This is a genomic window from Enterobacter sp. RIT637 (assembly GCF_019718755.1).
Lineage (GTDB): Bacteria > Pseudomonadota > Gammaproteobacteria > Enterobacterales > Enterobacteriaceae > Enterobacter.
Genome location: NZ_JAIHAZ010000001.1, coordinates 507589 through 531365, shown reverse-complemented (window position 1 = coordinate 531365; position 23777 = coordinate 507589). Strand labels below are relative to the sequence as shown.

The window sequence follows — 23777 nt, the reverse complement described above, 5'->3', positions numbered from 1 at the left end:
ACTCAGGACTGGCGAAAGGATATACTGCTGTGTGTACTATAGGGTCTGTCTGATGTCGGGCAGATCCTGTTTTTTTATAATATGCATTTCACGCAATGACTATTTTTCTCGCTTCCCTTCTGAATTGCGTAATTAATGATTCGGCAAGGGGCGTCTGACGTGAATCACGGCGCTGAATTAAATAATAGGTTGCTTTAGGAAGCGACTCCACGACCGGCAGCATGACCAGGCGGAGCGCCAGCAAAGGGTCGCAGCCTAATTCCTGCGGCAATATGCTTAAAAAATCACTTTGCGCGACAAGGCTAATACAGGAGGAAAAGGTTTCGCAGACCACACCAATTCGCGGTATTTGCGAGCGGTGGCTAAATACATCCTCCAGTTGTTTATAATAGCTTCCCCGCGGTGTCGGCATTGTCCAGTTATAATGCAAAAGCTCATTAATAGAGGTTGCTCCCGTCGCCGGGTGCCCTTCCCGACAAAATACCGCAAACGGTTTTTCAAAGAGTTTTTCAAACGTAAATTCATGGTCGTAGGGACCCTGATAATAGGTATTGATGGTGAAGTCAAGTTCGCCCTGGCGTAATTCATTGATCATCGACACCAGCTGCCCTTCCATAATCCGTACCTTGACCTGCGGATGCTGCGCATGAAAGCGGGTAATAACGGCGGGCATCAGCGTGCGTGAAACGCTGGCCCCCATTCCGATGTTGATCTGCCCGGCCAGTTCACCCTGGCGCTGACGGATGTCATCCTGCGCCGCACGCAGCTCTTCCAGAATCAACCTGGCGCGCTGGTAAAAGCCCTCACCGCATTCGGTCAACGCGACGCCCTTACTCCTGCGCACGAAAAGCTGCGCCGCGATGCCCTCCTCCAGCTCTTTGATGGATTTTGTCAGCGCCGGTTGCGAAAGATTCAGCGTCCTGCTGGCACCGCGAATGCTGCCCTGACGCGCGACTTCAACAAACGCCCGGATTTGATGAAATTTAATCTGGAATGTCATAGCCCGACCGATAACCGTTGTTTATCAGAGTAAAGAAACTGTCATCTACTTTAATGGAAAGGGATGTGCGAGGGTAATTCCTGAACGGTTAAAACTGTGAAAAATCGGTTAGTGATAAGTAAAAACTATCACAGCGTGAAGCAGTTCACATATTTTAATGATGACAGGAACAGATATGGACACACTGGCGCAGTACATCCAGACATTATCCCCGCAACTGAGCGCATGGCGTCGCGATTTTCACCATTTTGCGGAGTCCGGCTGGGTAGAGTTTCGTACCGCCGCGAAGGTCGCGGAAATCCTCGACTCGCTGGGTTACGAACTGGCGATGGGTCGTGACGTGGTGGATGCCGAAAGCCGGATGGGATTGCCCGATGCCGCGACTCTGGCGCGTGAGTTTGCCCGCGCGCGGGCGCAGGGCGCGCCTGAGAAATGGCTGGCACCGTTTGAAGGCGGGTTTACCGGCATTGTGGCGACCCTCAATACCGGGCGTCCTGGCCCGACGCTGGCGTTTCGCGTCGACATGGATGCCCTTGATTTAAGCGAAGCGCTGGATGAAAGCCACCGCCCGTTCCGCGACGGGTTTGCCTCCTGCAACGCGGGAATGATGCACGCCTGCGCGCACGACGGCCACACCACCATTGGTCTGGGGCTGGCGCGGGTGCTTAAGCAGAATGAAGCGCAGCTCAACGGCACCCTCAAGCTGATCTTCCAGCCTGCCGAAGAAGGCACACGCGGCGCGCGCGCCATGGTGGCCGCCGGGGCGCTGGACGACGTGGACTATTTCACCGCCATCCATATTGGTACCGGCGTCCCTGCCGGAACGACGATCTGCGGCAGCGATAACTTTATGGCCACCACCAAGTTCGACGTGAACTTTACCGGCGTGGCCGCACACGCGGGCGGTAAACCGGAGGACGGACGTAACGCCCTGCTCGCCGCCGCGCAGGCCGCCCTCGCCCTGCACAGCATCGCCCCGCACAGCGACGGTGCCTCCCGGGTGAACGTTGGCGTAATGCAGGCGGGCAGCGGACGCAACGTGGTGCCCGCCAATGCCCTGATCAAGGTTGAAACGCGAGGCGAAACCGAAGCCATTAATCAGTACGTCTTTGAACGCGCGCAGGCGGTCATAACCGGCGCAGCATCGCTGTACGGCGTGAGCGCCGAGATGCGCCTGATGGGGGCCGCGACCTCCAGCGCGCCGACGCCGGCGTGGGTTAGTTATCTGCGCGAACAGGCGAGCCAGGTGTCCGGGGTTGTTCACGCCATCGATAAGGTGAAAGCGCCAGCAGGCTCCGAAGACGCCACGCTGATGATGGCCCGCGTGCAGCAGAACGGCGGCATGGCCTCCTATATGGTGTTTGGCACCGATTTGAGCGCCGGACATCACAACGAAAAATTCGACTTCGATGAGCAGGTAATGACCATCGCCATTGAAACGCTGGCGCGAACTGCGCTCAATTTCCCGTGGACGCGAGGTGTGTAATGCAGGAGAACTACGCTTTTATTGCCGATGCGATCGACACGCGATGTCGGACGTTAACCGATATTGCCGACGCGATCTGGGATCATCCTGAAACCCGCTTTGAAGAGTTCTGGTCCGCCGAACGGCTCGCCAGCGAGCTGGAGGCCGAAGGCTTCACGCTGACCCGCGAGGCAGGCGGCATCCCCAACGCGTTTATCGCCAGCTTCGGCAGCGGGAAACCGGTGATTGCCCTGCTGGGCGAATACGACGCGCTGGCCGGGTTAAGCCAGCAGGCGCACTGCGCAACGGCGCAATCCGCCACGCCGGGGGCTAACGGCCACGGCTGCGGGCATAACCTTCTGGGCACCGCGGCGCTTGCGGGCGCGGTGGCGGTGAAAAGCTGGCTGGAACAGCACGGCGACAGCGGAACGGTGCGTTTTTACGGCTGTCCCGGCGAGGAAGGTGGCTCCGGGAAAACCTTTATGGTGCGCGAAGGTCTGTTTGATGACGTCGATGCCGCCGTCACCTGGCACCCGGAAGCCTTCGCCGGGATGTTTAACGTCAGCACGCTGGCGAATATTCAGGCCGCCTGGCGTTTTCACGGCGTGGCGGCACATGCAGCCAACTCCCCCCATCTGGGACGCAGCGCGCTGGACGCCGTGACGCTGATGACCACCGGCACCAACTTCCTCAACGAACACATCATTGAGAAAGCGCGCGTCCATTACGCCATCACCGACACCGGCGGGATTTCGCCCAACGTGGTGCAGGCGCAGGCTGAGGTGCTGTACCTGATCCGCGCCCCGGAGATGGCCGATGCGCAGCAGATTTACGAACGCATCGAGAAAATCGCCCAGGGCGCGGCGATGATGACCGAAACCACCGTCGAGTGTCGCTTTGATAAAGCCTGCTCCAGCTACCTGCCGAACCGCACGCTTGAAGCGGCGATGTATCGCGCGTTACAGCACTACGGCACGCCGCTCTGGACGGAGGAAGAACGCGCCTTCGCCCGCGAGATCCGCGCCACCCTGACGCCCAACGATCTGCAAAACAGCCTGAAAAATATTGCCGCAACGGGCGGTGACGCGGGGAAAGCTTTTGCCCGCCGTCATCACGAGACGCTGCTGGTGGATGAAGTCGCGCCCTATGCCGTTACCGACAACGTGCTGGCTGGCTCCACGGACGTGGGCGACGTCAGCTGGAAAATGCCGGTCGCCCAGTGCTTCAGCCCCTGCTTTACCGTCGGCACGCCGCTGCACACCTGGCAGCTGGTGGCGCAGGGGCGTACCTCCATTGCCCACAAAGGCATGCTGCTGGCCGGAAAAGTGATGGGTGCAACTGCGCTCAATCTGCTGCAGGACGCCGCGCTGCTGAGAAAATGCCGTGAAGAGTTCGAACAACAATTACAAGAAAAACCGTACGTGTGTCCGATCCCACGGGGCGTGACACCGTCACCTTTAAAATAAAAAACACAACACAACAACACAACACTCCCGAGGAACGCCCATGAGTATGTCATCCATACCTTCGCATTCCCCATCCGGTAAGCTCTATGGCTGGGTTGAAAGGATCGGCAATAAAGTGCCGCACCCTTTCCTGCTGTTTATCTATTTGATTGTGATTTTGATGGTCGCCACCGCCGTGCTCTCCGCCTTTGACGTGAGCGTGCGCAGCCCGGCTGACGGCAGCCTGGTGGCGGTGAAAAACCTGCTCAGCGTTGACGGGCTGCACTGGTTTTTACCCAACGTGATTAAGAACTTCAGCGGTTTCGCCCCGCTGGGCGCCATTCTGGCGCTGGTGCTGGGCGCCGGGCTGGCGGAACGCGTGGGCCTGCTGCCCGCGTTAATGGTGAAAATGGCTTCCCACGTCAGCGCGCGCTACGCCAGCTATATGGTGCTGTTTATCGCCTTCTTCAGCCATATCTCCTCCGACGCCGCGCTGGTGATCATGCCACCGATGGGGGCGCTGATCTTCCTCGCCGTCGGGCGTCATCCCGTGGCGGGCCTGCTGTCGGCGATTGCGGGCGTGGGCTGCGGATTTACCGCTAACCTGCTGATCGTCACCACCGACGTGCTGCTCTCGGGCATCAGCACGGAGGCGGCGAAAACCATCGATGCGGCCATGCACGTCAGCGTGATCGACAACTGGTACTTTATGGCCAGCTCGGTGATTGTCCTGACGATTGTTGGCGGGCTGATTACCGATAAGATCATCGAGCCGCGTCTGGGGAAATGGGAAGGCCGTAGCGATGAAAAGCTGGAAACCCTGAGCAAAGAGCAGCGTTTCGGCCTGCGCGTGGCTGGGGTGGTCTCGCTGGCCTTTATCGCGCTGGTGGCGCTGATGGTGGTGCCGGAAAACGGCATATTGCGCGATCCCGTTAAACATACCGTCCTGCCGTCGCCGTTTATCCAGGGTATCGTGCCGCTGATTATCCTCTTCTTCTTTGTCGTGTCGCTCGCCTACGGCATCGCGACCGGTAAAATCCGCCGTCAGGGCGATCTGCCGCAGCTGATGATCGAGCCGATGAAAGAGATGGCGGGCTTTATCGTGATGGTGTTCCCGCTGGCGCAGTTTGTGGCGATGTTTAACTGGAGCAACATGGGCAAGTTTATGGCCGTGGGCCTGACCGACGCGCTGGAGGCTGCCGGGTTAAGCGGCGTACCGGCGTTTGTCGGCCTGGCGCTGCTCTCATCGCTGCTGTGCATGTTTATCGCCAGCGGCTCCGCCATCTGGTCGATTCTGGCGCCGATCTTCGTGCCGATGTTTATGATGCTGGGCTTCCACCCGGCATTTGCCCAGATCCTGTTCCGCATCGCTGACTCGTCGGTCATTCCGCTGGCGCCGGTTTCACCGTTTGTTCCGCTGTTTTTAGGCTTCCTGCAGCGCTATAAACCGGAGGCCAAACTGGGTACCTACTATTCGCTCGTCTTGCCTTATCCGCTTATCTTTTTAGGGGTATGGCTGGTGATGTTGGTGGCGTGGTATCTTGTCGGCCTGCCGATTGGACCGGGGATCTACCCGAGGCTGAACTAAAGGAATGAGGATGCTGAGATTACTCGAAGATAAGATTACGACGCCGCTGGGGCCGCTGTGGGTTATCGCCGATGAGGCGTTCAATCTGCGCGCCGTCGAATGGGAAGAGCACAGCGACCGTATGGAAGAGCTGCTGAACATTCATTATCGCGCGCAGGGTTTTGAGCGTATCAGCGCCACCAACCCGGGTGGGCTGAGCGACAAGCTTGCGGCGTACTTCGAGGGCGATCTCAGCATCATTGACACTCTGCCAACCGCCACGGCAGGCACGCCTTTTCAGCGCGAAGTGTGGCAGGCGCTGCGGGCCATTCCCTGCGGGCAGGTCATGCACTATGGTCAGCTCGCAGAGCAGTTAGGCCGTGCGGGCGCGGCGCGCGCAGTGGGGGCCGCAAACGGCTCCAACCCGGTCAGCATCGTGGTGCCCTGCCACCGCGTGATTGGCCGCAACGGCACCATGACGGGCTATGCCGGCGGGGTGCAGCGAAAAGAGTGGCTACTGCGCCATGAAGGGTATTTTTTGCTGTAGAAACCAGGCTTTTAGTGCTTAATTTTCTTCCAGTTAGGGTAAAAATCCATAAGCAATTTGTGGAATTTCAAGAAGATGGCGACACAATGTCGCCACTTGTCCTTATTGAGGGTTTGCCAGGCTTACGTACTTACCAAAAAGATGTTAAAATTGACCAATATCAATTAAGGCTTGAGCAAACCTATGATCCCGGAAAAGCGAATTATACGACGCATTCAGTCTGGCGGTTGTGCTATCCATTGCCAGGATTGCAGCATCAGCCAGCTCTGTATCCCGTTTACCCTGAATGAGCATGAACTCGATCAGCTTGATAATATCATCGAGCGTAAAAAGCCTATTCAGAAAGGGCAGACGCTGTTTAAAGCGGGAGACGAACTGAAATCGCTCTATGCTATCCGTTCTGGCACCATCAAGAGTTACACCATCACCGAACAGGGTGATGAGCAGATCACTGGCTTCCATCTGGCGGGCGACCTGGTGGGCTTTGATGCTATCGGCACGGGTCATCACCCGAGCTTTGCTCAGGCGCTCGAAACCTCAATGGTTTGCGAAATCCCGTTTGAAACCCTGGACGATCTGTCCGGTAAGATGCCTAACCTGCGTCAGCAGATGATGCGTCTGATGAGCGGTGAGATCAAAGGCGACCAGGACATGATCCTGCTGCTTTCCAAAAAGAATGCAGAAGAGCGCCTGGCCGCGTTTATCTATAACCTCTCCCGCCGTTTCGCGGAGCGTGGTTTCTCCCCGCGTGAGTTCCGTCTGACGATGACGCGTGGCGATATCGGTAACTACCTGGGCCTGACCGTTGAGACCATCAGCCGTCTGCTGGGACGTTTCCAGAAAAGCGGCATGCTGGCGGTTAAAGGTAAATACATCACCATCGAAAATGGTGAAGCGCTGGCGGTCCTCGCCGGGCACGCCCGTAACGTCGCATAATATCCCCGAATGATTCATGCCAGTTTCGTACATTTTCGTGATGACGGGGCTGGCATTTTACATTGCCCTCTTCAACCGCTCTCACTCCCCGGTCTGCGCCAGGCACGTTCCCGTTGAGGTTATGATTTGAGAGAAAGTTTATTCTTCGTTTCAGTCGTTATTGCCTCAGTCACCTTCATATTCATCTGGATCATGCTTGTCGGCCCTATGAAGGGAGAGGAAAAGACCTATGTACAGGATTCGACGACCTTTGCGATAGCGGTGATGGTGCTGCTGTTGATTGCGTTTATCGCCGTGACGGTGACCGTTCTGCTTCTTTGATAAATTTGCATGATTTATTGATCTGACAAAACCTCCCCCCTGTTTCATTCAAGATATATAGGTTACTCTTTTAATTACAGACTGTGGTGACAGTAGTAAGGAGACCTGTATGGCCAAGTATCAAAACATGCTGGTAGCTATCGATCCGAATCAGGACGATCAGCCGGCATTACGACGCGCTGTGTATTTACATCAACGGATTGGTGGCAAAATCAAAGCGTTTTTGCCGATCTATGACTTCTCGTATGAGATGACCACCCTTCTGTCGCCTGACGAGCGCACCGCGATGCGTCAGGGCGTCATCAGCCAGCGTACCGCGTGGATCCGTGAACAGGCGAAATATTACCTGGAAGCGGGTGTTCCAATTGATATCAAAGTGGTCTGGCATAACCGACCTTTCGAAGCCATTATCCAGGAAGTTGTCGCCGGTGGGCACGACCTGCTGCTGAAGATGGCGCACCAGCATGACAAGCTGGAATCCGTGATCTTCACCCCGACCGACTGGCACCTGCTGCGTAAATGTCCTTGTCCGGTCTGGATGGTGAAAGACCAGCCGTGGCCTGAGGGCGGGAAAGCCGTCGTGGCGGTAAACCTGGCGAGCGAAGAGGATTACCATAATTCACTGAACGAGAAGCTGGTGAAGGAAACCATCCAGCTTGCCGAACAGGTCAACCACACCGAAGTGCACCTGGTGGGGGCGTATCCGGTCACCCCGATTAACATCGCCATTGAGCTGCCTGAATTTGACCCGAGCGTCTATAACGACGCGATCCGCGGTCAGCACCTGCTGGCGATGAAAGCGCTGCGCCAGAAATTCAGCATTGATGAGAAAATGACGCACGTTGAAAAAGGGCTGCCTGAAGAGGTGATCCCGGATTTAGCGGAACATCTGCAGGCGGGGATCGTGGTGCTGGGGACTATCGGGCGTACCGGTATTTCAGCCGCGTTCCTCGGCAATACCGCCGAACAGGTGATCGACCATCTGCGCTGCGACCTGCTGGTCATTAAGCCGGATGAGTATCAGACGCCGGTGGAGCTGGACGACCCGGAAGACGATTAACGTAAACATATCAGCCCGCCGCTCCGGCGGGCTTTTCTCATCAGCTCTCCATTACTGGCTTCGGCTGTTCACCTGACTCCTCCTGCATCCACGGCGCGTGCAATACCATGCTGGGCAGCGCCAGCTTAATCTCCTGGGCGTTCAGCCCTTCAAGAATACGGATATTGATCTCCTGCTGGATGTCCATGTATTTGTTGTAATCCGCTGTATTGACGATATGGACAACTTCAAACGTCAGGCGGTCGCGGTCGAAGCCCAGAAAATGGGCGCGATCGAATTTAGTCTCACCGACATCGATGATGATCTGCCTGACCATATCCCCCACGTAGCGCAGCTTATCGGGCGGCGTGTCGCTGGCCACGCCAAAGGTAAAAACGATGCGACGCGTCTGCATGCGTTTGTAATTGTGAAGCGTCTGCTGAAGCAAAATGGCGTTACCGCAGACGATCTGCTCCCCGCTCAGGCTGCGGATACGGGTTGTTTTCAGGCCAATGTGCTCGACCGTCCCCGCCACGTCGTTGAACACCACAAAATCGCCAATTTCGAACGGCTTATCAAAACCGATAGACAGAGAGGCAAACACGTCGCTGAGGATCGTTTGTACGGCGAGGGCAATGGCAATACCCCCTACCCCAAGGCTGGCAACCAGAGCAGTGATGTTGACGCCCGCGTTAGCAAGGATAGACAGCAGCATCACTGACCAGACGATGGCACGGAGAATAAGCCCCGTGATCACCAGCGTAACCGGGTTTTTATGGCTTCCCGGCGCCAGCATGACGTGACGAAGCCACGACACCACCCCCTGATCCATCCACAGCGCCACCTGGATGGCGAAAACCAGGAACCAGGCGTGGCTGACGGTGCCAAAAAGATGATCGGGCAGGTCAACGAAACGCAGGCTGAAGAGCAGCGCCACCACAAACAGCAGGAAGCGGCTGGTGCGGTTAAGCATATCCGTCAGGATAAAACGCATCCGGTTGGTGGTCGGGTGCTTGTCGCCCCAGGTGGTGATCCCTTTCTTAACGAACGCGATCAGGCGCGTCAGCAGCCAGTACACCAGCAGCGTCACAAAGACAACCGTGGCGACGCCTATCCAGAATGTCGGCGTCATCATCAAAGCAATAATGTCGAAGCGGGACAGAAAATGCATTACACCTCCTCGTATTACACAAAGGGTAAAGTATAGACAGAGGAGAAAAGCTGACCGCAGAAATAAGAAAACCGCCCCGAAGGGCGGTTTGTCAGGAGAAAGCGAATTACAGCGCTTTCAGGATCGCATCCACGCTGGCTTTGGCGTCGCCAAACAGCATGTGGGTGTTCTCTTTGAAGAACAGCGGGTTCTGAACGCCTGCATAGCCGGTGTTCATGGAGCGTTTGAAGACAATCACGTTCTGTGCTTTCCACACTTCCAGAACCGGCATACCGGCGATTGGGCTACGCGGATCGTCCTGCGCCGCCGGGTTAACGGTGTCGTTAGCGCCGATGACCAGCACGGTGTCGGTGTCGGCGAAATCATCATTGATCTCGTCCATTTCCAGCACGATGTCGTAAGGCACTTTCGCTTCCGCCAGCAGCACGTTCATGTGGCCTGGCAGACGACCCGCCACCGGGTGAATACCGAAGCGCACCTTGATACCGCGCGCGCGCAGCTTCTCGGTGATTTCCGCAACCGGATACTGCGCCTGCGCCACCGCCATGCCGTAGCCCGGGGTGATGATCACGGAATGCGAGTTTTTCAGCATATCCGCGGTGTCTTCCGCGCTGATTTCACGGTGCTCGCCCACTTCCTCATCGGAACCGGTAGAAGAGCCGTCAGAACCAAAGCCACCGGCAATCACGCTGATGAACGAGCGGTTCATCGCCTTACACATGATGTAAGACAGGATCGCACCCGAAGAACCCACCAGCGCACCGGTGACGATCAGCAGGTCGTTGCTCAGCATAAAGCCTGCCGCCGCTGCCGCCCAACCGGAGTAGGAGTTCAGCATCGAGACAACCACTGGCATATCCGCACCACCGATGGACGCCACCAGGTGCCAGCCGAACGCCAGCGCAATGATGGTCATCACCAGCAACGCCAGTACCTGCAGACCCACGCTTTCGGTACGCACGAAGACCACCAGCAGCACAAATGAGACCACCAGCGCCGCCAGGTTCAGCTTGTGACGGTTTGGCAGCATCAGCGGCTTAGAAGAGATCTTCCCGCGCAGCTTGCCGAACGCCACAATCGAACCGGTGAAGGTCACCGCACCGATAAAGATGCCGAGGAACACTTCCGTCAGATGAATGTTCACCAGAATCGGTTCCAGGCCCGGTTCGTGATACAGGTAGCTGTTGAAGCCCACCAGCACCGCCGCCAGACCCACGAAGCTGTGCAGAATCGCCACCAGCTCCGGCATCTCGGTCATTTCAACGCGTTTTGCCAGGCGAATACCAATTGCGCCACCGATGATCATCGCCACCAGGATCCACGCAACGTTGCCGGTGTCCGGCCCGAAGATGGTGGCAATCAGCGCAATCGCCATCCCGGCGATACCAAAGTTATTCCCCTGCTGAGACGTTTCGTGTTTGGAAAGCCCCGCCAGACTGAAAATAAACAGGATCGCAGCAACAATGTATGCGGCTGTCACTAATCCTCCAGACATATGCTACCCCTTAGCCTTTACGAAACATTTTCAGCATGCGCTGAGTCACGGTGAAACCACCGAAAATATTGATACTGGCGATCAGCACCGCGACAAAGCTCAGGAAGCTGATCCAGCCGCCGTGACCAATCTGCAGCAACGCCCCGACCACGATGATCCCGGAGATGGCGTTGGTCACCGACATCAGCGGCGTATGCAGCGCGTGGGAGACGTTCCACACCACGTAGTAACCTACGACGCAGGAAAGCGCGAAGACGGTGAAGTGACCAAGGAACTCTTTAGGCGCGACGTCAGCCAGCCAGCCGAACAGAATAATTACCAGCGCCATGATCGCGTATTTGCGCCACGGGGAAGCCGGTTTAGCGGGTTCTTTTGGCTCTGGAGCGGCTTTTGGTGCCGCCTGAGGCTGCGCGGAAACCTGGATAGGCGGTGCAGGCCAGGTGATTTCACCTTCACGGACCACGGTGACGCCGCGCACAACCACGTCGTCAAAATCAACGGTGATGTTGCCGTCTTTCTCTTTGCAGAGCAGCTTCAGCAGGTTGACGAGGTTAGTACCGTACAGCTGTGAAGACTGGGTTGGCAGACGACCCGGCAGATCGGTATAACCAATGACCTTCACGCCGTTAGCGGTCGTGGTCACCTGATTCGGCACGGTATATTCGCAGTTGCCGCCGTTCTGCGCGGCCAGATCCACAATCACGCTGCCCGGCTGCATGGAATCGACCATCTCGCGGGTGATCAGCTTCGGTGCCGGTTTGCCCGGAATCAGCGCCGTGGTAACGATGATGTCGACCTCTTTCGCCTGCGCGGCGAAGAGCTCCATTTCGGCTTTGATAAAGGCTTCGGACATCACCTTCGCGTAGCCGTCACCGCTGCCAGCTTCTTCCTTGAAGTCCAGCTCAAGGAACTCGGCGCCCATACTCTGGACCTGTTCCTTCACTTCCGGACGGGTATCAAAAGCACGGACGATAGCGCCCAGGCTGTTTGCCGCACCAATCGCCGCAAGACCTGCCACGCCCGCACCAATCACCATCACTTTCGCTGGCGGTACTTTACCCGCCGCGGTGATCTGACCGGTGAAGAAACGACCAAACTCGTGAGCCGCTTCAACGATAGCGCGGTAGCCCGCGATGTTCGCCATGGAGCTCAGCGCATCCAGAGACTGGGCGCGCGAAATGCGCGGCACCGAGTCCATCGCCATCACGGTGACGCCACGGGCAGCCAGCTTCTCCATCAGCTTTGGATTTTGTGCAGGCCAGACGAAGCTCACCAGCGTCGTGCCCGCGTTCAGCAGCGCAATCTCGTTCTCTTCCGGTGCGTTGACCTTCAGAATGATCGGTGATTGCCAGACCTCTGCCCCTTCGACCACTTCCGCACCGGCCTGGATAAAGGCCTCGTCATCGAAACTGGCCAGTTTGCCCGCGCCGCTTTCAACCGCGACGGTAAAACCCAGTTTGAGCAGTTGCTCCACCGTTTTCGGTGTTGCCGCTACACGGGTTTCATTGGCTAACCGTTCTTTTGGTACCCCAATACGCATAGTTTTCCCTTCCATCGGTTTTTGATGATGGTTTGTCGATAATTGCCCGCGGTCAGTCGCAGATTTCGCCATCCACATAACGACGAAAAATGATTCACCCCGGAAAATAAAACAGTAACAAACTTTCTATAACCTACTGAAAATAACGCTTGTGATCTACCGTCCAAAAACACTATTTCTTACTTTATCTGTGAAAAATAAGCGATCGGCATCGCTGACAGAGATATTTACCTTAAATTCATCGCTGAGACCGATAAATCGCGCAAGCGAAGCGGCAAAAACATGATATAGCGCCATAACGGAACAACTTATTAACATTAAATTAACTTGTAAAAGTCATAAGCTTTATCAGTTTTACTTGTCAAACGTCTGTTTTTTCAACATATCACTAAATGTTATCGAATTGGGTCATGCGCTGAGCACAGGCTGTGAAAAATGGCGCAGACAGCGACGGGATTTAAATGCCATAATCGGGACCGTCTCAAATTAACAACAATACCAGTACATGGTTTGCGCAAGGCGAAGGATTATTTTTATGAAGCTTAAGAACACACTCCTGGCGTCCGCACTTCTTTCTGCGACCGCCCTGTCTGCGAATGCCGCGACAGAGTTAACGCCGGAGCAAGCGGCAGCGTTAAAACCTTTTGACCAGACGGTCATTGTGGGTCGCTACAACTCCATTGGCGACGGCGTTGCCGCCGCGTCAAAAGCCGCTGATAAAAAAGGCGCGGCTTCGTTCTATGTGCTCGATCAGTCCGATCAGGGCAACAGCGGCAACCAGCGCGTCACCATTGCGCTGTATAAAGAAAATGCGCCTAAAGCGGATGAGCAGAAAAACCGCGTGATTAACGGCATCGTTGAGCTGCCGAAAGATCAGGCGATTGCTCTCGAGCCGTATGACACCGTTACCGTTCAGGGCTTCTACCGCAGCCAGCCTGAAGTGAACGATGCCATCACCAAAGCCGCCAAACAGAAAGGAGCTTACTCCTTCTATATCGTGCGTCAGGTGGATGCTAACCAGGGCGGCAACCAGCGTATTACCGCGTTTATCTATAAAGAAGATGCGAAAAAACGCGTTCTTCAAAGCCCGGATGCTATCCCTGCGGATTCCGACGCGGGACGTGCGGCGTTAGCGAAAGGCGGTGAAGAAGCGAAGAAAGTTGAGATCCCGGGCGTCGCGACCTCTGCAGCGCCAAGCGCTGAAGTGGGCCGTTTCTTTGAAACGCAAACCACCAAAGGTGGACGCTATTCCGTCACCCTGCCGGACGGAACCAAAATTGAAGAGCTGAACAACGCCACTGCCGCGCAGATGGTACCGTTCGACAGCATCAAGTTTACCGGCAACTACGGCAACGGAACGGAAGTTTCTTACCAGGTCGCGAAACGCGCGGCGAAGAAAGGTGCGAAGTACTACCACATCACCCGCCAGTGGCAGGAACGTGGTAACAACATGACCATCAGCGCCGATCTGTATAAGTAACAAAACGGTTGATCCGAGGCGGCATAATGCCGCCTTTTTTGTTACTTTTTTTCTAATTTCGGCCACACATCATTGCATGCTTTCCTGACACTCCGTAAAATCCCGCGCCTTAGTGTGATCCACCATTTTTATGCGCCCGTGCGAAATAATTATTCTGGATTTGGACCTTTCATAACAGGAAGCCAATGGAAAAGAAACTTGGCCTGAGTGCATTAACTGCACTCGTTTTAAGCTCAATGCTGGGTGCCGGTGTATTCAGTTTGCCGCAGAACATGGCGGCGGTCGCAAGCCCTGCCGCGTTAATCATTGGTTGGGCTATCACCGGCGTCGGGATCCTGCTGCTGGCGTTTGCCATGCTGCTGCTCACCCGCATTCGCCCCGATCTGGATGGCGGCATTTTCACCTACGCCCGCGAAGGCTTCGGGGAGCTGATTGGCTTCTGTTCCGCATGGGGCTACTGGCTTTGCGCGGTGATCGCTAACGTCTCCTACCTGGTGATTGTCTTTTCGGCGCTCAGTTTCTTTACCGACACCCCTGAGCTGCGCCTGTTCGGTGACGGCAATACCTGGCAATCCATTGTCGGGGCCTCTGTCCTGCTGTGGGTGGTGCACTGGCTGGTGTTACGCGGTGTCCAGACGGCGGCCAGCATCAACCTGGTGGCGACGCTGGCTAAACTGGTCCCGCTTGGCCTGTTTGTCGTGCTGGCATTTATTGCGTTTCGCCTTGACGTCTTCAAGCTCGACTTCACCGGCATTGCGCTGGGCGTGCCCGTCTGGGAGCAGGTCAAAAATACCATGCTGATCACCCTGTGGGTGTTCATCGGTGTCGAAGGCGCCGTCGTGGTCTCCGCCCGGGCGCGTAATAAGCGCGACGTAGGCCGCGCCACGTTGCTGGCCGTGCTGGCGGCGCTGGGGGTCTATCTGCTGGTGACGCTGCTGTCGCTGGGCGTGGTGGCGCGTCCTGAACTGGCAGAAATGCGTAATCCGTCGATGGCCGGGCTGATGGTGAAAATGCTCGGCCCGTGGGGGGATGTGGTGATCGCTGCGGGGCTTATCGTTTCCGTGTGCGGCGCTTACCTGAGCTGGACCATCATGGCCGCAGAAGTGCCGTTCCTGGCTGCCACGCACAAGGCGTTTCCTCGCCTGTTTGCCCGCCAGAATAAAAACAATGCGCCGTCTGCCTCACTCTGGCTCACCAACATCAGCGTACAGGTCTGTCTGGTGCTGATCTGGCTCACAGGTTCGGACTATAACACCCTGTTGACCATCGCCTCTGAAATGATTCTGGTACCCTATTTCTTAGTGGGTGCGTATTTGTTAAAAATTGCGACGCGCCCGGCACACTATATTGTCGGCGTCGGTGCCTGTATTTACGGTCTGTGGTTGTTGTATGCTTCCGGGCCTATGCATCTGCTGCTGTCGGTAGTGTTGTATGCGCCGGGTCTGCTGGTGTTTATTTATGCACGTCGCACGCATCAGCTGGAGAACGCCCTTAAGCGCCGTGAAATGGCCGCAATCGGCTTGTTACTGATTGCAGCCGTACCGGCCACGTGGATGTTAATGGGATAGCCTCGCCTTTCCCATTGTTGAACTGAAAAGGAGAATACGATGGGAAATGCACAGCAACGCCCAATACTGATCACCGGTGGAGGCCGTCGTATCGGCCTCGCCCTCGCCCATCACTTTCTCAACCTTCGCCATCCGGTTATCGTCAGCTACCGCAGTGAATATCCCTCGATTGAAGGATTACGAAAAGCCGGAGCGGTTTGCATTCAGGCCGATTTTTCAACCGATGAGGGGATCCTTGCCTTTGCTGAAAAGGTGAAGTCCACCACCCACGGGCTGCGCGCTATTATTCATAACGCCAGCGCCTGGCAGGCCGAAACGTCTGCGACGCCGCTGAGCGAAACGCTCTCCTGCATGCTGCAAATTCACGTCAATGCGCCCTATTTGCTGAACCATGCGTTGCAGGATCTGCTGCGCGGCCACGGGCACGCGGCGGGTGACATTATTCATTTCACCGATTATGTGGTGGAGCGCGGCAGCGACAAGCACATCGCTTATGCGGCAAGCAAGGCCGCGCTGGATAACATGACGCGCTCGTTTGCCCGCAAGCTGGCTCCCGAAGTGAAAGTGAACGCCATCGCCCCGGCGATGATCCTGTTTAACGAACATGATGATGCAGAGTATCGCCAGCAGGCGCTGAATAAATCACTGATGAAAATCGCCCCGGGCGAAAAAGAGGTGATCGACCTTATCGATTATCTGCTCACCAGTTGCTACGTTACGGGCAGAACCTTCTCCGTGGACGGAGGACGCCCGCTTCGCTAGTGAAAGCGGCTCCAGAAGAAGATCAATACCCAGGCGCTGAGGCTCCAGCAGACCACTGCCCCGCCCAGCGCCAGCGGAAGCCGCATAAAACCGGTGAAGTACCACAGCGACAGCAGGTAGAGAAAATACGGAATGATGGACCACATTCCGAACACAATGGTGGCCCGCAGCGCTTCAATGCCACGCTCGGACGCCACGATGTAGTGCGCAATGAGCGCAAAGGTCGGAAAGAGCGGAATCAACCCGGCAATGTAGTAATTCTTCGTTTTCGCCAGCACCCCAATCAACAGCACCACCAACGCACCCAGCGCGGCTTTAATCAGCAGCCCCATTATTTTTTCCATAACAATCAAGAAACAATATGAGGCAGAATAACGGAACTGGCGTTAATTTAGAAAGATTAATGGAAGGTTAAGGTTGTGCGGTGTATGTTGGCTTTTTTCGCGATAACAGACGCAGTATGAATAAGATTGTTTATGTAGAAGATGAACCCGAAGTGGGACAACTGATCGCCGCTTATCTGGGTAAACACGATATGGACGTCATCGTTGAGCCTCGCGGCGATCGTGCTGAAGAGGTTGTACTACGCGAAAACCCGGATCTGGTGCTGCTGGATATCATGCTGCCCGGTAAAGATGGCATGACGCTCTGCCGTGACCTGCGCGCCCGGTGGGAGGGGCCTATCGTGCTGTTGACCTCTCTGGACAGCGACATGAACCATATTCTGTCCCTGGAGATGGGCGCTAACGACTACATTCTCAAAACCACGCCGCCAGCCGTTCTGCTGGCCCGGCTGAGGCTTCATTTGCGCCAGCGCGCCAGCAGCGAGCGTGAAGCGCCTGCCTCGTCACTGACGCCCCACAAAGCGATGCGCTTCGGTACGCTGTCTATTGATCCCATTAACCGCCAGGTGCTGCTCTCTGGCGAGCTTATTGCTCTCTCCACCGCAGACTTTGACCTGCTGTGGGAGCTGGCAACGCATGCCGGGCAGATCATGGATCGCGATGCCCTGCTGAAAAACCTGCGCGGCGTCAGCTATGACGGAATGGACCGCAGCGTGGACGTCGCGATTTCGCGCCTGCGTAAAAAACTGCAGGATAACGCCACCGAGCCCTACCGCATTAAAACCGTGCGTAATAAGGGGTATCTTTTTGCTCCGCACGCGTGGGAAACCTGATTCGTTTTCCGGTTAGCATAACATGCGCGAAATGAAGGCATTACCCAGCGATGCCCTCGTTTTCGCGCTTTTATTTATCCGTTTGCGCAACAATTAACTTGCTAAGCACGCGAACTAGCCCATACTTAAACCGTCATCCATCCTTTCTACCGCTAGCGCCGCCCCTGCTACATGCAGACTCATTTTCACCATGAAGATCTCACGATACCTCTCCCATAAAATCTTGAAATGAGGATTTAAGCCCATGAAATATGTATAGCTACAATCAGGTAGAAGCCATCAAAGTCAATCTTGAATGGATTGTTAATCAGGCTGCGCTTAGCCATTCCTCCCCCTCACGCGCCGATCAAAAAGCGCTCTTTGACCTCCTTGAACTCATCCAGTCTTACGAAATTCTCCTGGATTTAATTAACGAATTCGGGACCGATGTGATTGATACGCATACTGCGGAAGGCCTGGCCGTAACGGAAACACTCATCGCCAAGGTAAAAAACAGCGCGAAAGCCATGTAACACGCTTCACAGACATGAAAATATCGACAGGTTTTCATGTATATTCTGCACAAAGCGTTTCTTCGGTGAGATCCAATGAAAAAGCTGTTTGTGCAGTTTTATCTACTGCTGTTTGTCTGCTTCCTGGTGATGACCATGCTGGTCGGGCTGGTCTATAAATTCACCGCCGAACGTGCGGGCAGGCAGTCGCTTGACGATCTGATGAAAAGCTCGCTCTATCTGATGCGCAGCGAGCTGCGGGAAATTCCTCCGCACGACTGGGCGAAAACCCTCAAAGAGCTGGATTTAAATCTGTCGTTCGATCTGCGCATCGAGCCGTTGAAAGATTTCGAGTTAGATGCCCCCACTATGCAGCGTTTGCGTGACGGGGACATTGTGGCGCTGGATGAGAAGTACACCTTTATCCAGCGTATTCCGCGCAGCCACTACGTGCTGGCCGTCGGGCCGGTGCCTTATCTTTATTATCTGCATCAGATGCGCCTGTTAGATCTCGCCCTGCTGGCGTTTATTGCCATTTCACTGGCTTTTCCGGTGTTTATCTGGATGCGCCCACACTGGCAGGACATGCTGAAACTGGAATCAGCCGCGCAGCGTTTTGGTGAGGGTCATCTTACCGAGCGGATTCATTTCGACAGCGGTTCCAGTTTCGATCGCCTCGGCATTGCGTTTAACCAGATGGCCGATAACATTAACGCCCTGATTGCGAGCAAAAAACAGCTGATCGACGGGATTGCTCACGAGTTACGTACCCCGCTGGTTCGCCTGCGCTATCGGCTGGAGATGAGCGAGAACCTGACCGAGGCGGAGAATCAGGCGCTGAATCGCGACATTGGCCAGCTTGAAGCGCTGATTGAAGAGCTGCTGACCTACGCCCGCCTCGACCGTCCGCAAAACGAGCTTAACCTCAGCACGCCGGATCTGCCCGACTGGCTGCAAACCCACATCGATGACGTTCAGAGCGTGAATCCCCAACGCACGCTGTTGACGGCGGTAACTCCGGGGGATTACGGCGCGCTGGATATTCGGCTGATGGAGCGCGTGTTGGATAATCTGATGAATAACGCCATGCGCTACAGCGAGAGTACGCTGCGGATTAGCCTGGATTTGCAGGGCAATCAGGCGAGCCTGACCGTGGAGGATGACGGACCAGGAATTACGCCGGAAGCACGAGAAACCGTGTTTGAGCCGTTTGTCCGCCTCGACCCCAGCCGCGATCGCGCCACCGGAGGCTGTGGCCTTGGGCTGGCGATTGTTTATTCTATCGCCCAGGCGATGGGCGGCACGGTGCATTGTGAAGAGAGCGAGCTCGGCGGCGCGCGCTTCTGCTTTAGCTGGCCGGTGTACCATAACATCGCCCTTCCCGTCCCTGTCTGACCTCAACCGCACGCTGGCCTGACCCGGCGTGCTGTGCTATATGATAAGTATGTTGTAACTAATGAGAGTGTTTATGGCGACCTACGATCTCATCGAAAGGCTGAACAGCACCTTTCGCGAAATAGAACACGAGCTACTTAACCTGACTGAACGCTTGCAAACCTGCCGCCTGCTGGCCGCGCGCGTTTTTACTCTGCCTGACGTGGTCAAAGGGGCGGAGCACGACCCGCTGAACACCATCGAAGTTGAACAGCACATCGGCAGCGCCGCATTTGAGCTGGCGATGAAGCACTATCGCCACCTTTTTATCCAGCAGCAGTCTGAACATCGCAGCAGCAAAGCGGCCGTGCGTCTGCCTGGCGTGATCTGCCTGCAGACCGATGCGGCAACGCGTGAAGCGCTTGAAGGCCAGATTACCCATATCAACACCCTGAAAGCGGCGTTTGAAAAGATCGTCACCGAAGAGTCGGGCCTCGCCCCTGCCGCCCGGTTTGAGTGGGTGCACCGTCAGCTTCCGGGGCTGATTACCCTGAATGCCTATCGCACGCTGACGGTACTGCGTCACCCCGCCACGCTTCGCTTCGGCTGGGCGAATAAGCACATCATTAAAAACTTTACCCGGGATGAGATTCTGGCGCAGCTTGAGAAAAGCCTGAAAGCACCGCGTACCGTTGCCCCCTGGTCTCGCGAGCAGTGGATCGAGCGTCTGGAGCAGGAGTATCACAGCATCGCCTCGCTACCGGCGGATACGCGCCTCAAGATCAAGCGCCCGGTGAAGGTACAGCCTATTGCCCGCGTCTGGTATTCCGGGCAGCAAAAGCAGGTGCAGTATGCCTGCCCAACGCCGCTGATTGCGCTGTATGATGCCGATCAGGGGGCCATCGTGCCGGATATTGGTGAGCTTTTGAATTACGATGCGGACAATGTCCAGCACCGCTACAGACCTCAGGCGCAGCCGCTGCAGCTGATTATTCCACGGCTGCACCTGTATGTGGCGGGTTGATTATTTCAGGCTGCCGACCATCGCCTCCGGGCGAACCCAGGCGTCGAACTCTGCCTCCGTGAGATAGCCCAGCGCCAGGGCGGAGGCTTTCAGCGTCAGCCCCTCTTTATGCGCTTTTTTAGCGATCTCGGCGGCCTTGTCGTAGCCGATATGGGTATTCAGCGCCGTCACCAGCATCAGGGATTCATTGAGCAGCTGGCTGATACGCTCGCGATTCGGCTCAATCCCTACCGCACAGTGCTCGTTAAAGCTCTCCATCCCGTCCGCCAGCAGACGAATCGATTGCAGAACGTTGTGGATCACCATCGGGCGATAGACGTTCAGCTCGAAGTTGCCGGACGCGCCACCCAGGTTGACGGCCACGTCGTTACCCATCACCTGACAGCAGAGCATGGTCATGGCTTCGCACTGGGTCGGGTTGACTTTACCCGGCATGATGGAGCTGCCCGGCTCGTTTTCCGGGATGCTGATTTCACCGATGCCACAGCGCGGACCCGAGGCCAGCCAGCGCACGTCGTTGGCAATTTTCATTAATGATGCCGCCAGCCCTTTCAGGGCGCCGTGGGTGTGGACCAGCGCATCGCAGGTTGCCAGCGCTTCAAACTTGTTGGGCGCCGTGACGAACGGCTGTCCGGTGATGGTTGCCAGCTCTTCCGCCACGCGCACCGCGTATTCGGGATGGGTATTTAACCCGGTCCCGACCGCCGTCCCGCCGAGCGCCAGCTCCGCCAGATGCGGCAGGCTGTGGTCGATGTGCTTCAGGTTATGTTCCAGCATCGCCACCCAGCCGGAGATCTCCTGGCCGAGCGTCAGCGGCGTGGCATCCTGCAGGTGCGTACGGCCAATTTTAACGATGTCGCGGAAGGCCTGCGCTTTCTCGTTGAGCGTGGATTTCAGTACGTTGAGCTGCGGGATAAGCTGCTCGCGGATGGCAATCACCGCCGCCACGTGCATCGCCGTCGGGAAGACGTCGTTAGAACTCTGGCTTTTGTTGACGTCATCGTTCGGATGGATCTTACGCTCCATGCCGCGCACGCCGCCCAGCAGTTCGCTGGCCCGGTTTGCCAGCACTTCGTTCATGTTCATGTTGCTCTGGGTGCCGGAACCGGTCTGCCAGATGGCGAGGGGGAATTCATCGGGATGCTTGCCTGCCAGCACTTCGTCGGCGGCGTTGATGATGGCGGTCGCTTTGTCTGCCGTCAGCAGGCCTAAATCCTGGTTCACTTTAGCGGCTGCACGTTTGGTGAGCGCCAGCGCCTGAATCAGCGAGACGGGCATTTTTTCAGTTGAGATACGGAAATGCTCCAGCGAACGCTGGGTTTGCGCGCCCCAAAGCTTATCGGCCGGGACGTCGATGGCGCCCATCGAGTCTTTCTCATGGCGTACCGTGGTCATTACTTTCTCCTTGATTACAAAGATGGGATTGCTCACATGCTTAAGAGATAAGTATTGATGACTTCTGAGAAACGTTATGGCGCTTCGTGCGCTCTTTTTAGTGTCGGGTGGCGGCCTGCGCCACCCGACTTTTTACAGAATTACTTCACGCACGCCGAACACTGGGACGACTGGATCTGCTTGAAGAAGTCATTGCCTTTGTCATCCACGAGGATGAACGCCGGGAAATCTTCCACTTCAATTTTCCAGATCGCTTCCATACCCAGTTCCGGGTATTCCACGCACTCCAGGCTTTTGATGCTGCCCTGTGCCAGCACCGCTGCCGGGCCGCCGATGCTGCCCAGGTAGAAGCCGCCGTGCTTGTGGCAGGCGTCCGTCACCTGCTGGCTACGGTTACCTTTCGCCAACATGATCATGCTGCCGCCGTTGGCCTGAAGCTGGTCAACGTAAGAGTCCATGCGGCCCGCCGTGGTTGGGCCTAACGAGCCGGAGGCATAGCCTTCAGGCGTTTTCGCCGGGCCGGCGTAGTAGATCGGATGATCTTTAATGTACTGCGGCAGCCCTTCGCCGTTGTCCAGACGCTCTTTCAGCTTCGCGTGCGCAATGTCGCGGCCCACAATAATCGTGCCGTTCAGAGAGAGACGCGTCGAGACCGGATACTGCGAAAGCTGTGCCAGGATCTCTTTCATCGGGCGGTTCAGGTCCACGCGAACCGCTTCCCCCTCGCCCGCCTTACGCAGCGCTTCCGGGATGTATTTGCCCGGGTTGTTCTCCAGCTTCTCGATCCAGATGCCGTCGCGGTTGATCTTCGCCTTGATATTGCGATCCGCAGAGCAGGAGACGCCCATGCCCACCGGGCAGGATGCGCCGTGGCGCGGCAGGCGGATCACGCGGATGTCGTGCGCGAAGTATTTACCGCCAAACTGCGCACCGAGACCCAGGTTCTGCGCTTCGGTCAGCAGTTCCTGTTCGAGCTGCACGTCGCGGAACGCCTGGCCGTGTTCGTTCCCTTCTGTCGGCAGGCCGTCGTAGTATTTGGTCGACGCCAGCTTGACGGTTTTCAGCGTGCTTTCCGCCGACGTACCGCCGATCACGAAGGCGATGTGGTACGGCGGACACGCTGCGGTGCCGAGGGTACGCATTTTCTCGACCAGATAATTTTTCAGCTTGCCCGGGGTGAGCAGCGCTTTGGTTTCCTGGTAGAGGTAGGTTTTGTTGGCTGAACCGCCGCCCTTGGCAATGCAGAGGAATTTGTATTCGTCACCGTCGACGCTGTAGAGGTCAATCTGAGCAGGCAGGTTGGTGCCGGTGTTGACCTCTTTGTACATATCCAGCGCCGCGTTTTGCGAGTAGCGCAGGTTATCTTCGATATAGGTGTTGTAGACGCCGTGCGCTAGCGCGGCTTCATCACCGCCGCCGGTCCAGACGCGCTGCCCTTTTTTGCCGGTGATAATTGCGGTGCCCGTATCCTGGCAGGTCGGCAGAATGCCTTTCGCCGCGATATCCGAGTTTCGCAGGAACTGCAGCGCCACGTACTTATCGTTCTCGCTGGCCTGCGGATCGCTCAGGATATCGGCAACCTGCTGCTGATGCGCCGGACGGAGCATAAAGGAAGCATCGTGGAAGGCCTGCTGCGCCATCAGCGTCAGCGCCTGCGGGTCAACTTTGAGGATCTCCTGTCCCTCAAACTCAGAGACAGAAACGTAATCGCGGGTTAACAGGTAATACTCGGTCTGATCCTTACTGAGGGGAAAAGGATCCTGATAATGAAAGGGTTTATTCGACATTGTTCTCTCACTTACTGCTTCGGTCTGATTGTTCAGGGCAGATGTTCCGCTGCCCGGCTTAAAAGCGAGTCAGCTTATCCTACACAATTTTTTAACAAAAACTGAGACTAGTACGACTTTTTACATCCGCAGGTTACTTCCACGCGGTTTATTGCTTTAATACCCGGAGTTAATTCCACATTTGAATCAGGGC

20 protein-coding genes are annotated in these 23777 nt (G+C 56.2%); 13 read left to right on the top strand and 7 right to left on the bottom strand.

Translation table 11 applies throughout. The features are described from left to right. Positions 1-88: 88 nt before the first annotated feature. On the bottom strand, positions 89-1000 hold the full coding sequence (locus K5E19_RS02585) for a LysR family transcriptional regulator (protein WP_221549837.1): 912 nt from the start codon (positions 998-1000) through the stop codon (positions 89-91). A gap of 175 nt (positions 1001-1175) precedes the next feature. Between K5E19_RS02585 and K5E19_RS02580 the strand changes: the two genes are divergently transcribed. The 6 genes from K5E19_RS02580 (at position 1176) to uspE (ending at position 8341) form a co-directional block, all read left to right on the top strand. After that, entirely contained in the window at positions 1176-2486 is a 1311-nt protein-coding gene (locus K5E19_RS02580) for a M20 family metallo-hydrolase (protein ID WP_221549836.1), read from the top strand. Continuing rightward, positions 2486-3931, top strand: a complete 1446-nt coding sequence (locus tag K5E19_RS02575) for a M20 family metallopeptidase (RefSeq protein WP_221549835.1) — start codon at positions 2486-2488, stop codon at positions 3929-3931. Before K5E19_RS02580 ends, K5E19_RS02575 begins: the two co-directional genes overlap by 1 nt. 40 nt (positions 3932-3971) lie before the next feature. Continuing rightward, the gene (gene abgT / locus K5E19_RS02570; RefSeq protein WP_029740288.1) at positions 3972-5498 is read left to right on the top strand and encodes a p-aminobenzoyl-glutamate transporter; all 1527 of its coding nucleotides are present in this window, start codon (positions 3972-3974) and stop codon (positions 5496-5498) included. 10 nt (positions 5499-5508) lie between these two features. Continuing rightward, entirely contained in the window at positions 5509-6024 is a 516-nt protein-coding gene (gene ogt / locus K5E19_RS02565; protein ID WP_221549834.1) for a methylated-DNA--[protein]-cysteine S-methyltransferase, read from the top strand. Positions 6025-6207: 183 nt separating this feature from the next. Beyond that, entirely contained in the window at positions 6208-6960 is a 753-nt protein-coding gene (gene fnr, locus K5E19_RS02560; RefSeq protein ID WP_006174991.1) for a fumarate/nitrate reduction transcriptional regulator Fnr, read from the top strand. A gap of 430 nt (positions 6961-7390) precedes the next feature. After that, the gene (gene uspE / locus K5E19_RS02550) at positions 7391-8341 is read left to right on the top strand and encodes a universal stress protein UspE (RefSeq protein ID WP_014169827.1); all 951 of its coding nucleotides are present in this window, start codon (positions 7391-7393) and stop codon (positions 8339-8341) included. A gap of 40 nt (positions 8342-8381) precedes the next feature. Here uspE and K5E19_RS02545 read toward each other — a convergent pair whose 3' ends face one another. From K5E19_RS02545 to pntA, 3 genes are all read right to left on the bottom strand, one after another. Next, entirely contained in the window at positions 8382-9491 is a 1110-nt protein-coding gene (locus tag K5E19_RS02545) for a mechanosensitive ion channel family protein (protein WP_221549833.1), read from the bottom strand. Between the two features lie 106 nt (positions 9492-9597). Next, the gene (gene pntB, locus K5E19_RS02540) at positions 9598-10986 is read right to left on the bottom strand and encodes a Re/Si-specific NAD(P)(+) transhydrogenase subunit beta (RefSeq protein ID WP_010430438.1); all 1389 of its coding nucleotides are present in this window, start codon (positions 10984-10986) and stop codon (positions 9598-9600) included. Between the two features lie 10 nt (positions 10987-10996). Beyond that, positions 10997-12526 (bottom strand): Re/Si-specific NAD(P)(+) transhydrogenase subunit alpha, encoded by a 1530-nt coding sequence (gene pntA / locus K5E19_RS02535; RefSeq protein ID WP_221549832.1) that lies wholly within the window; start codon positions 12524-12526, stop codon positions 10997-10999. Positions 12527-13061: 535 nt separating this feature from the next. Between pntA and ydgH the strand changes: the two genes are divergently transcribed. The 3 genes from ydgH to folM all read left to right on the top strand — a co-directional run bounded on the left by ydgH (position 13062) and on the right by folM (position 16336). Next, positions 13062-14006 (top strand): DUF1471 family protein YdgH, encoded by a 945-nt coding sequence (gene ydgH / locus K5E19_RS02530; protein ID WP_010430434.1) that lies wholly within the window; start codon positions 13062-13064, stop codon positions 14004-14006. Between the two features lie 185 nt (positions 14007-14191). After that, positions 14192-15574 (top strand): amino acid permease, encoded by a 1383-nt coding sequence (locus K5E19_RS02525; protein WP_089599555.1) that lies wholly within the window; start codon positions 14192-14194, stop codon positions 15572-15574. Between the two features lie 39 nt (positions 15575-15613). Then, positions 15614-16336 (top strand): dihydromonapterin reductase, encoded by a 723-nt coding sequence (gene folM, locus K5E19_RS02520; RefSeq protein ID WP_221549831.1) that lies wholly within the window; start codon positions 15614-15616, stop codon positions 16334-16336. On the opposite strand, the gene K5E19_RS02515 is transcribed toward folM, so the two are convergent. Then, positions 16333-16668, bottom strand: a complete 336-nt coding sequence (locus tag K5E19_RS02515; protein ID WP_089599552.1) for a GlpM family protein — start codon at positions 16666-16668, stop codon at positions 16333-16335. The genes folM and K5E19_RS02515 overlap by 4 nt on opposite strands. A 128-nt stretch (positions 16669-16796) precedes the next feature. On the opposite strand from K5E19_RS02515, the gene rstA reads away from it, so the two are divergent. The 4 genes from rstA (at position 16797) to tus (ending at position 20402) form a co-directional block, all read left to right on the top strand. Beyond that, positions 16797-17513, top strand: coding sequence for a two-component system response regulator RstA (gene rstA, locus K5E19_RS02510; protein WP_221549830.1), 717 nt, complete (start codon positions 16797-16799; stop codon positions 17511-17513). Positions 17514-17764: 251 nt separating this feature from the next. Next, positions 17765-18025 (top strand): hypothetical protein, encoded by a 261-nt coding sequence (locus K5E19_RS02505; protein WP_221549829.1) that lies wholly within the window; start codon positions 17765-17767, stop codon positions 18023-18025. Between the two features lie 75 nt (positions 18026-18100). Then, complete coding sequence (rstB, locus tag K5E19_RS02500) at positions 18101-19399, top strand: two-component system sensor histidine kinase RstB (protein ID WP_221549828.1); 1299 nt, start codon at positions 18101-18103, stop codon at positions 19397-19399. Between the two features lie 73 nt (positions 19400-19472). Beyond that, positions 19473-20402 (top strand): DNA replication terminus site-binding protein, encoded by a 930-nt coding sequence (tus, locus tag K5E19_RS02495; RefSeq protein WP_221549827.1) that lies wholly within the window; start codon positions 19473-19475, stop codon positions 20400-20402. Here the strand turns inward: tus and fumC are convergent, their stop codons facing one another. Both fumC and fumA read right to left on the bottom strand, forming a co-directional pair. Next, positions 20403-21797 (bottom strand): class II fumarate hydratase, encoded by a 1395-nt coding sequence (gene fumC / locus K5E19_RS02490; protein ID WP_221549826.1) that lies wholly within the window; start codon positions 21795-21797, stop codon positions 20403-20405. It lies immediately after the preceding gene. A 140-nt stretch (positions 21798-21937) separates the two neighbouring features. Further along, positions 21938-23584 (bottom strand): class I fumarate hydratase FumA, encoded by a 1647-nt coding sequence (fumA, locus tag K5E19_RS02485; protein ID WP_221549825.1) that lies wholly within the window; start codon positions 23582-23584, stop codon positions 21938-21940. Positions 23585-23777: the final 193 nt, after the last annotated feature.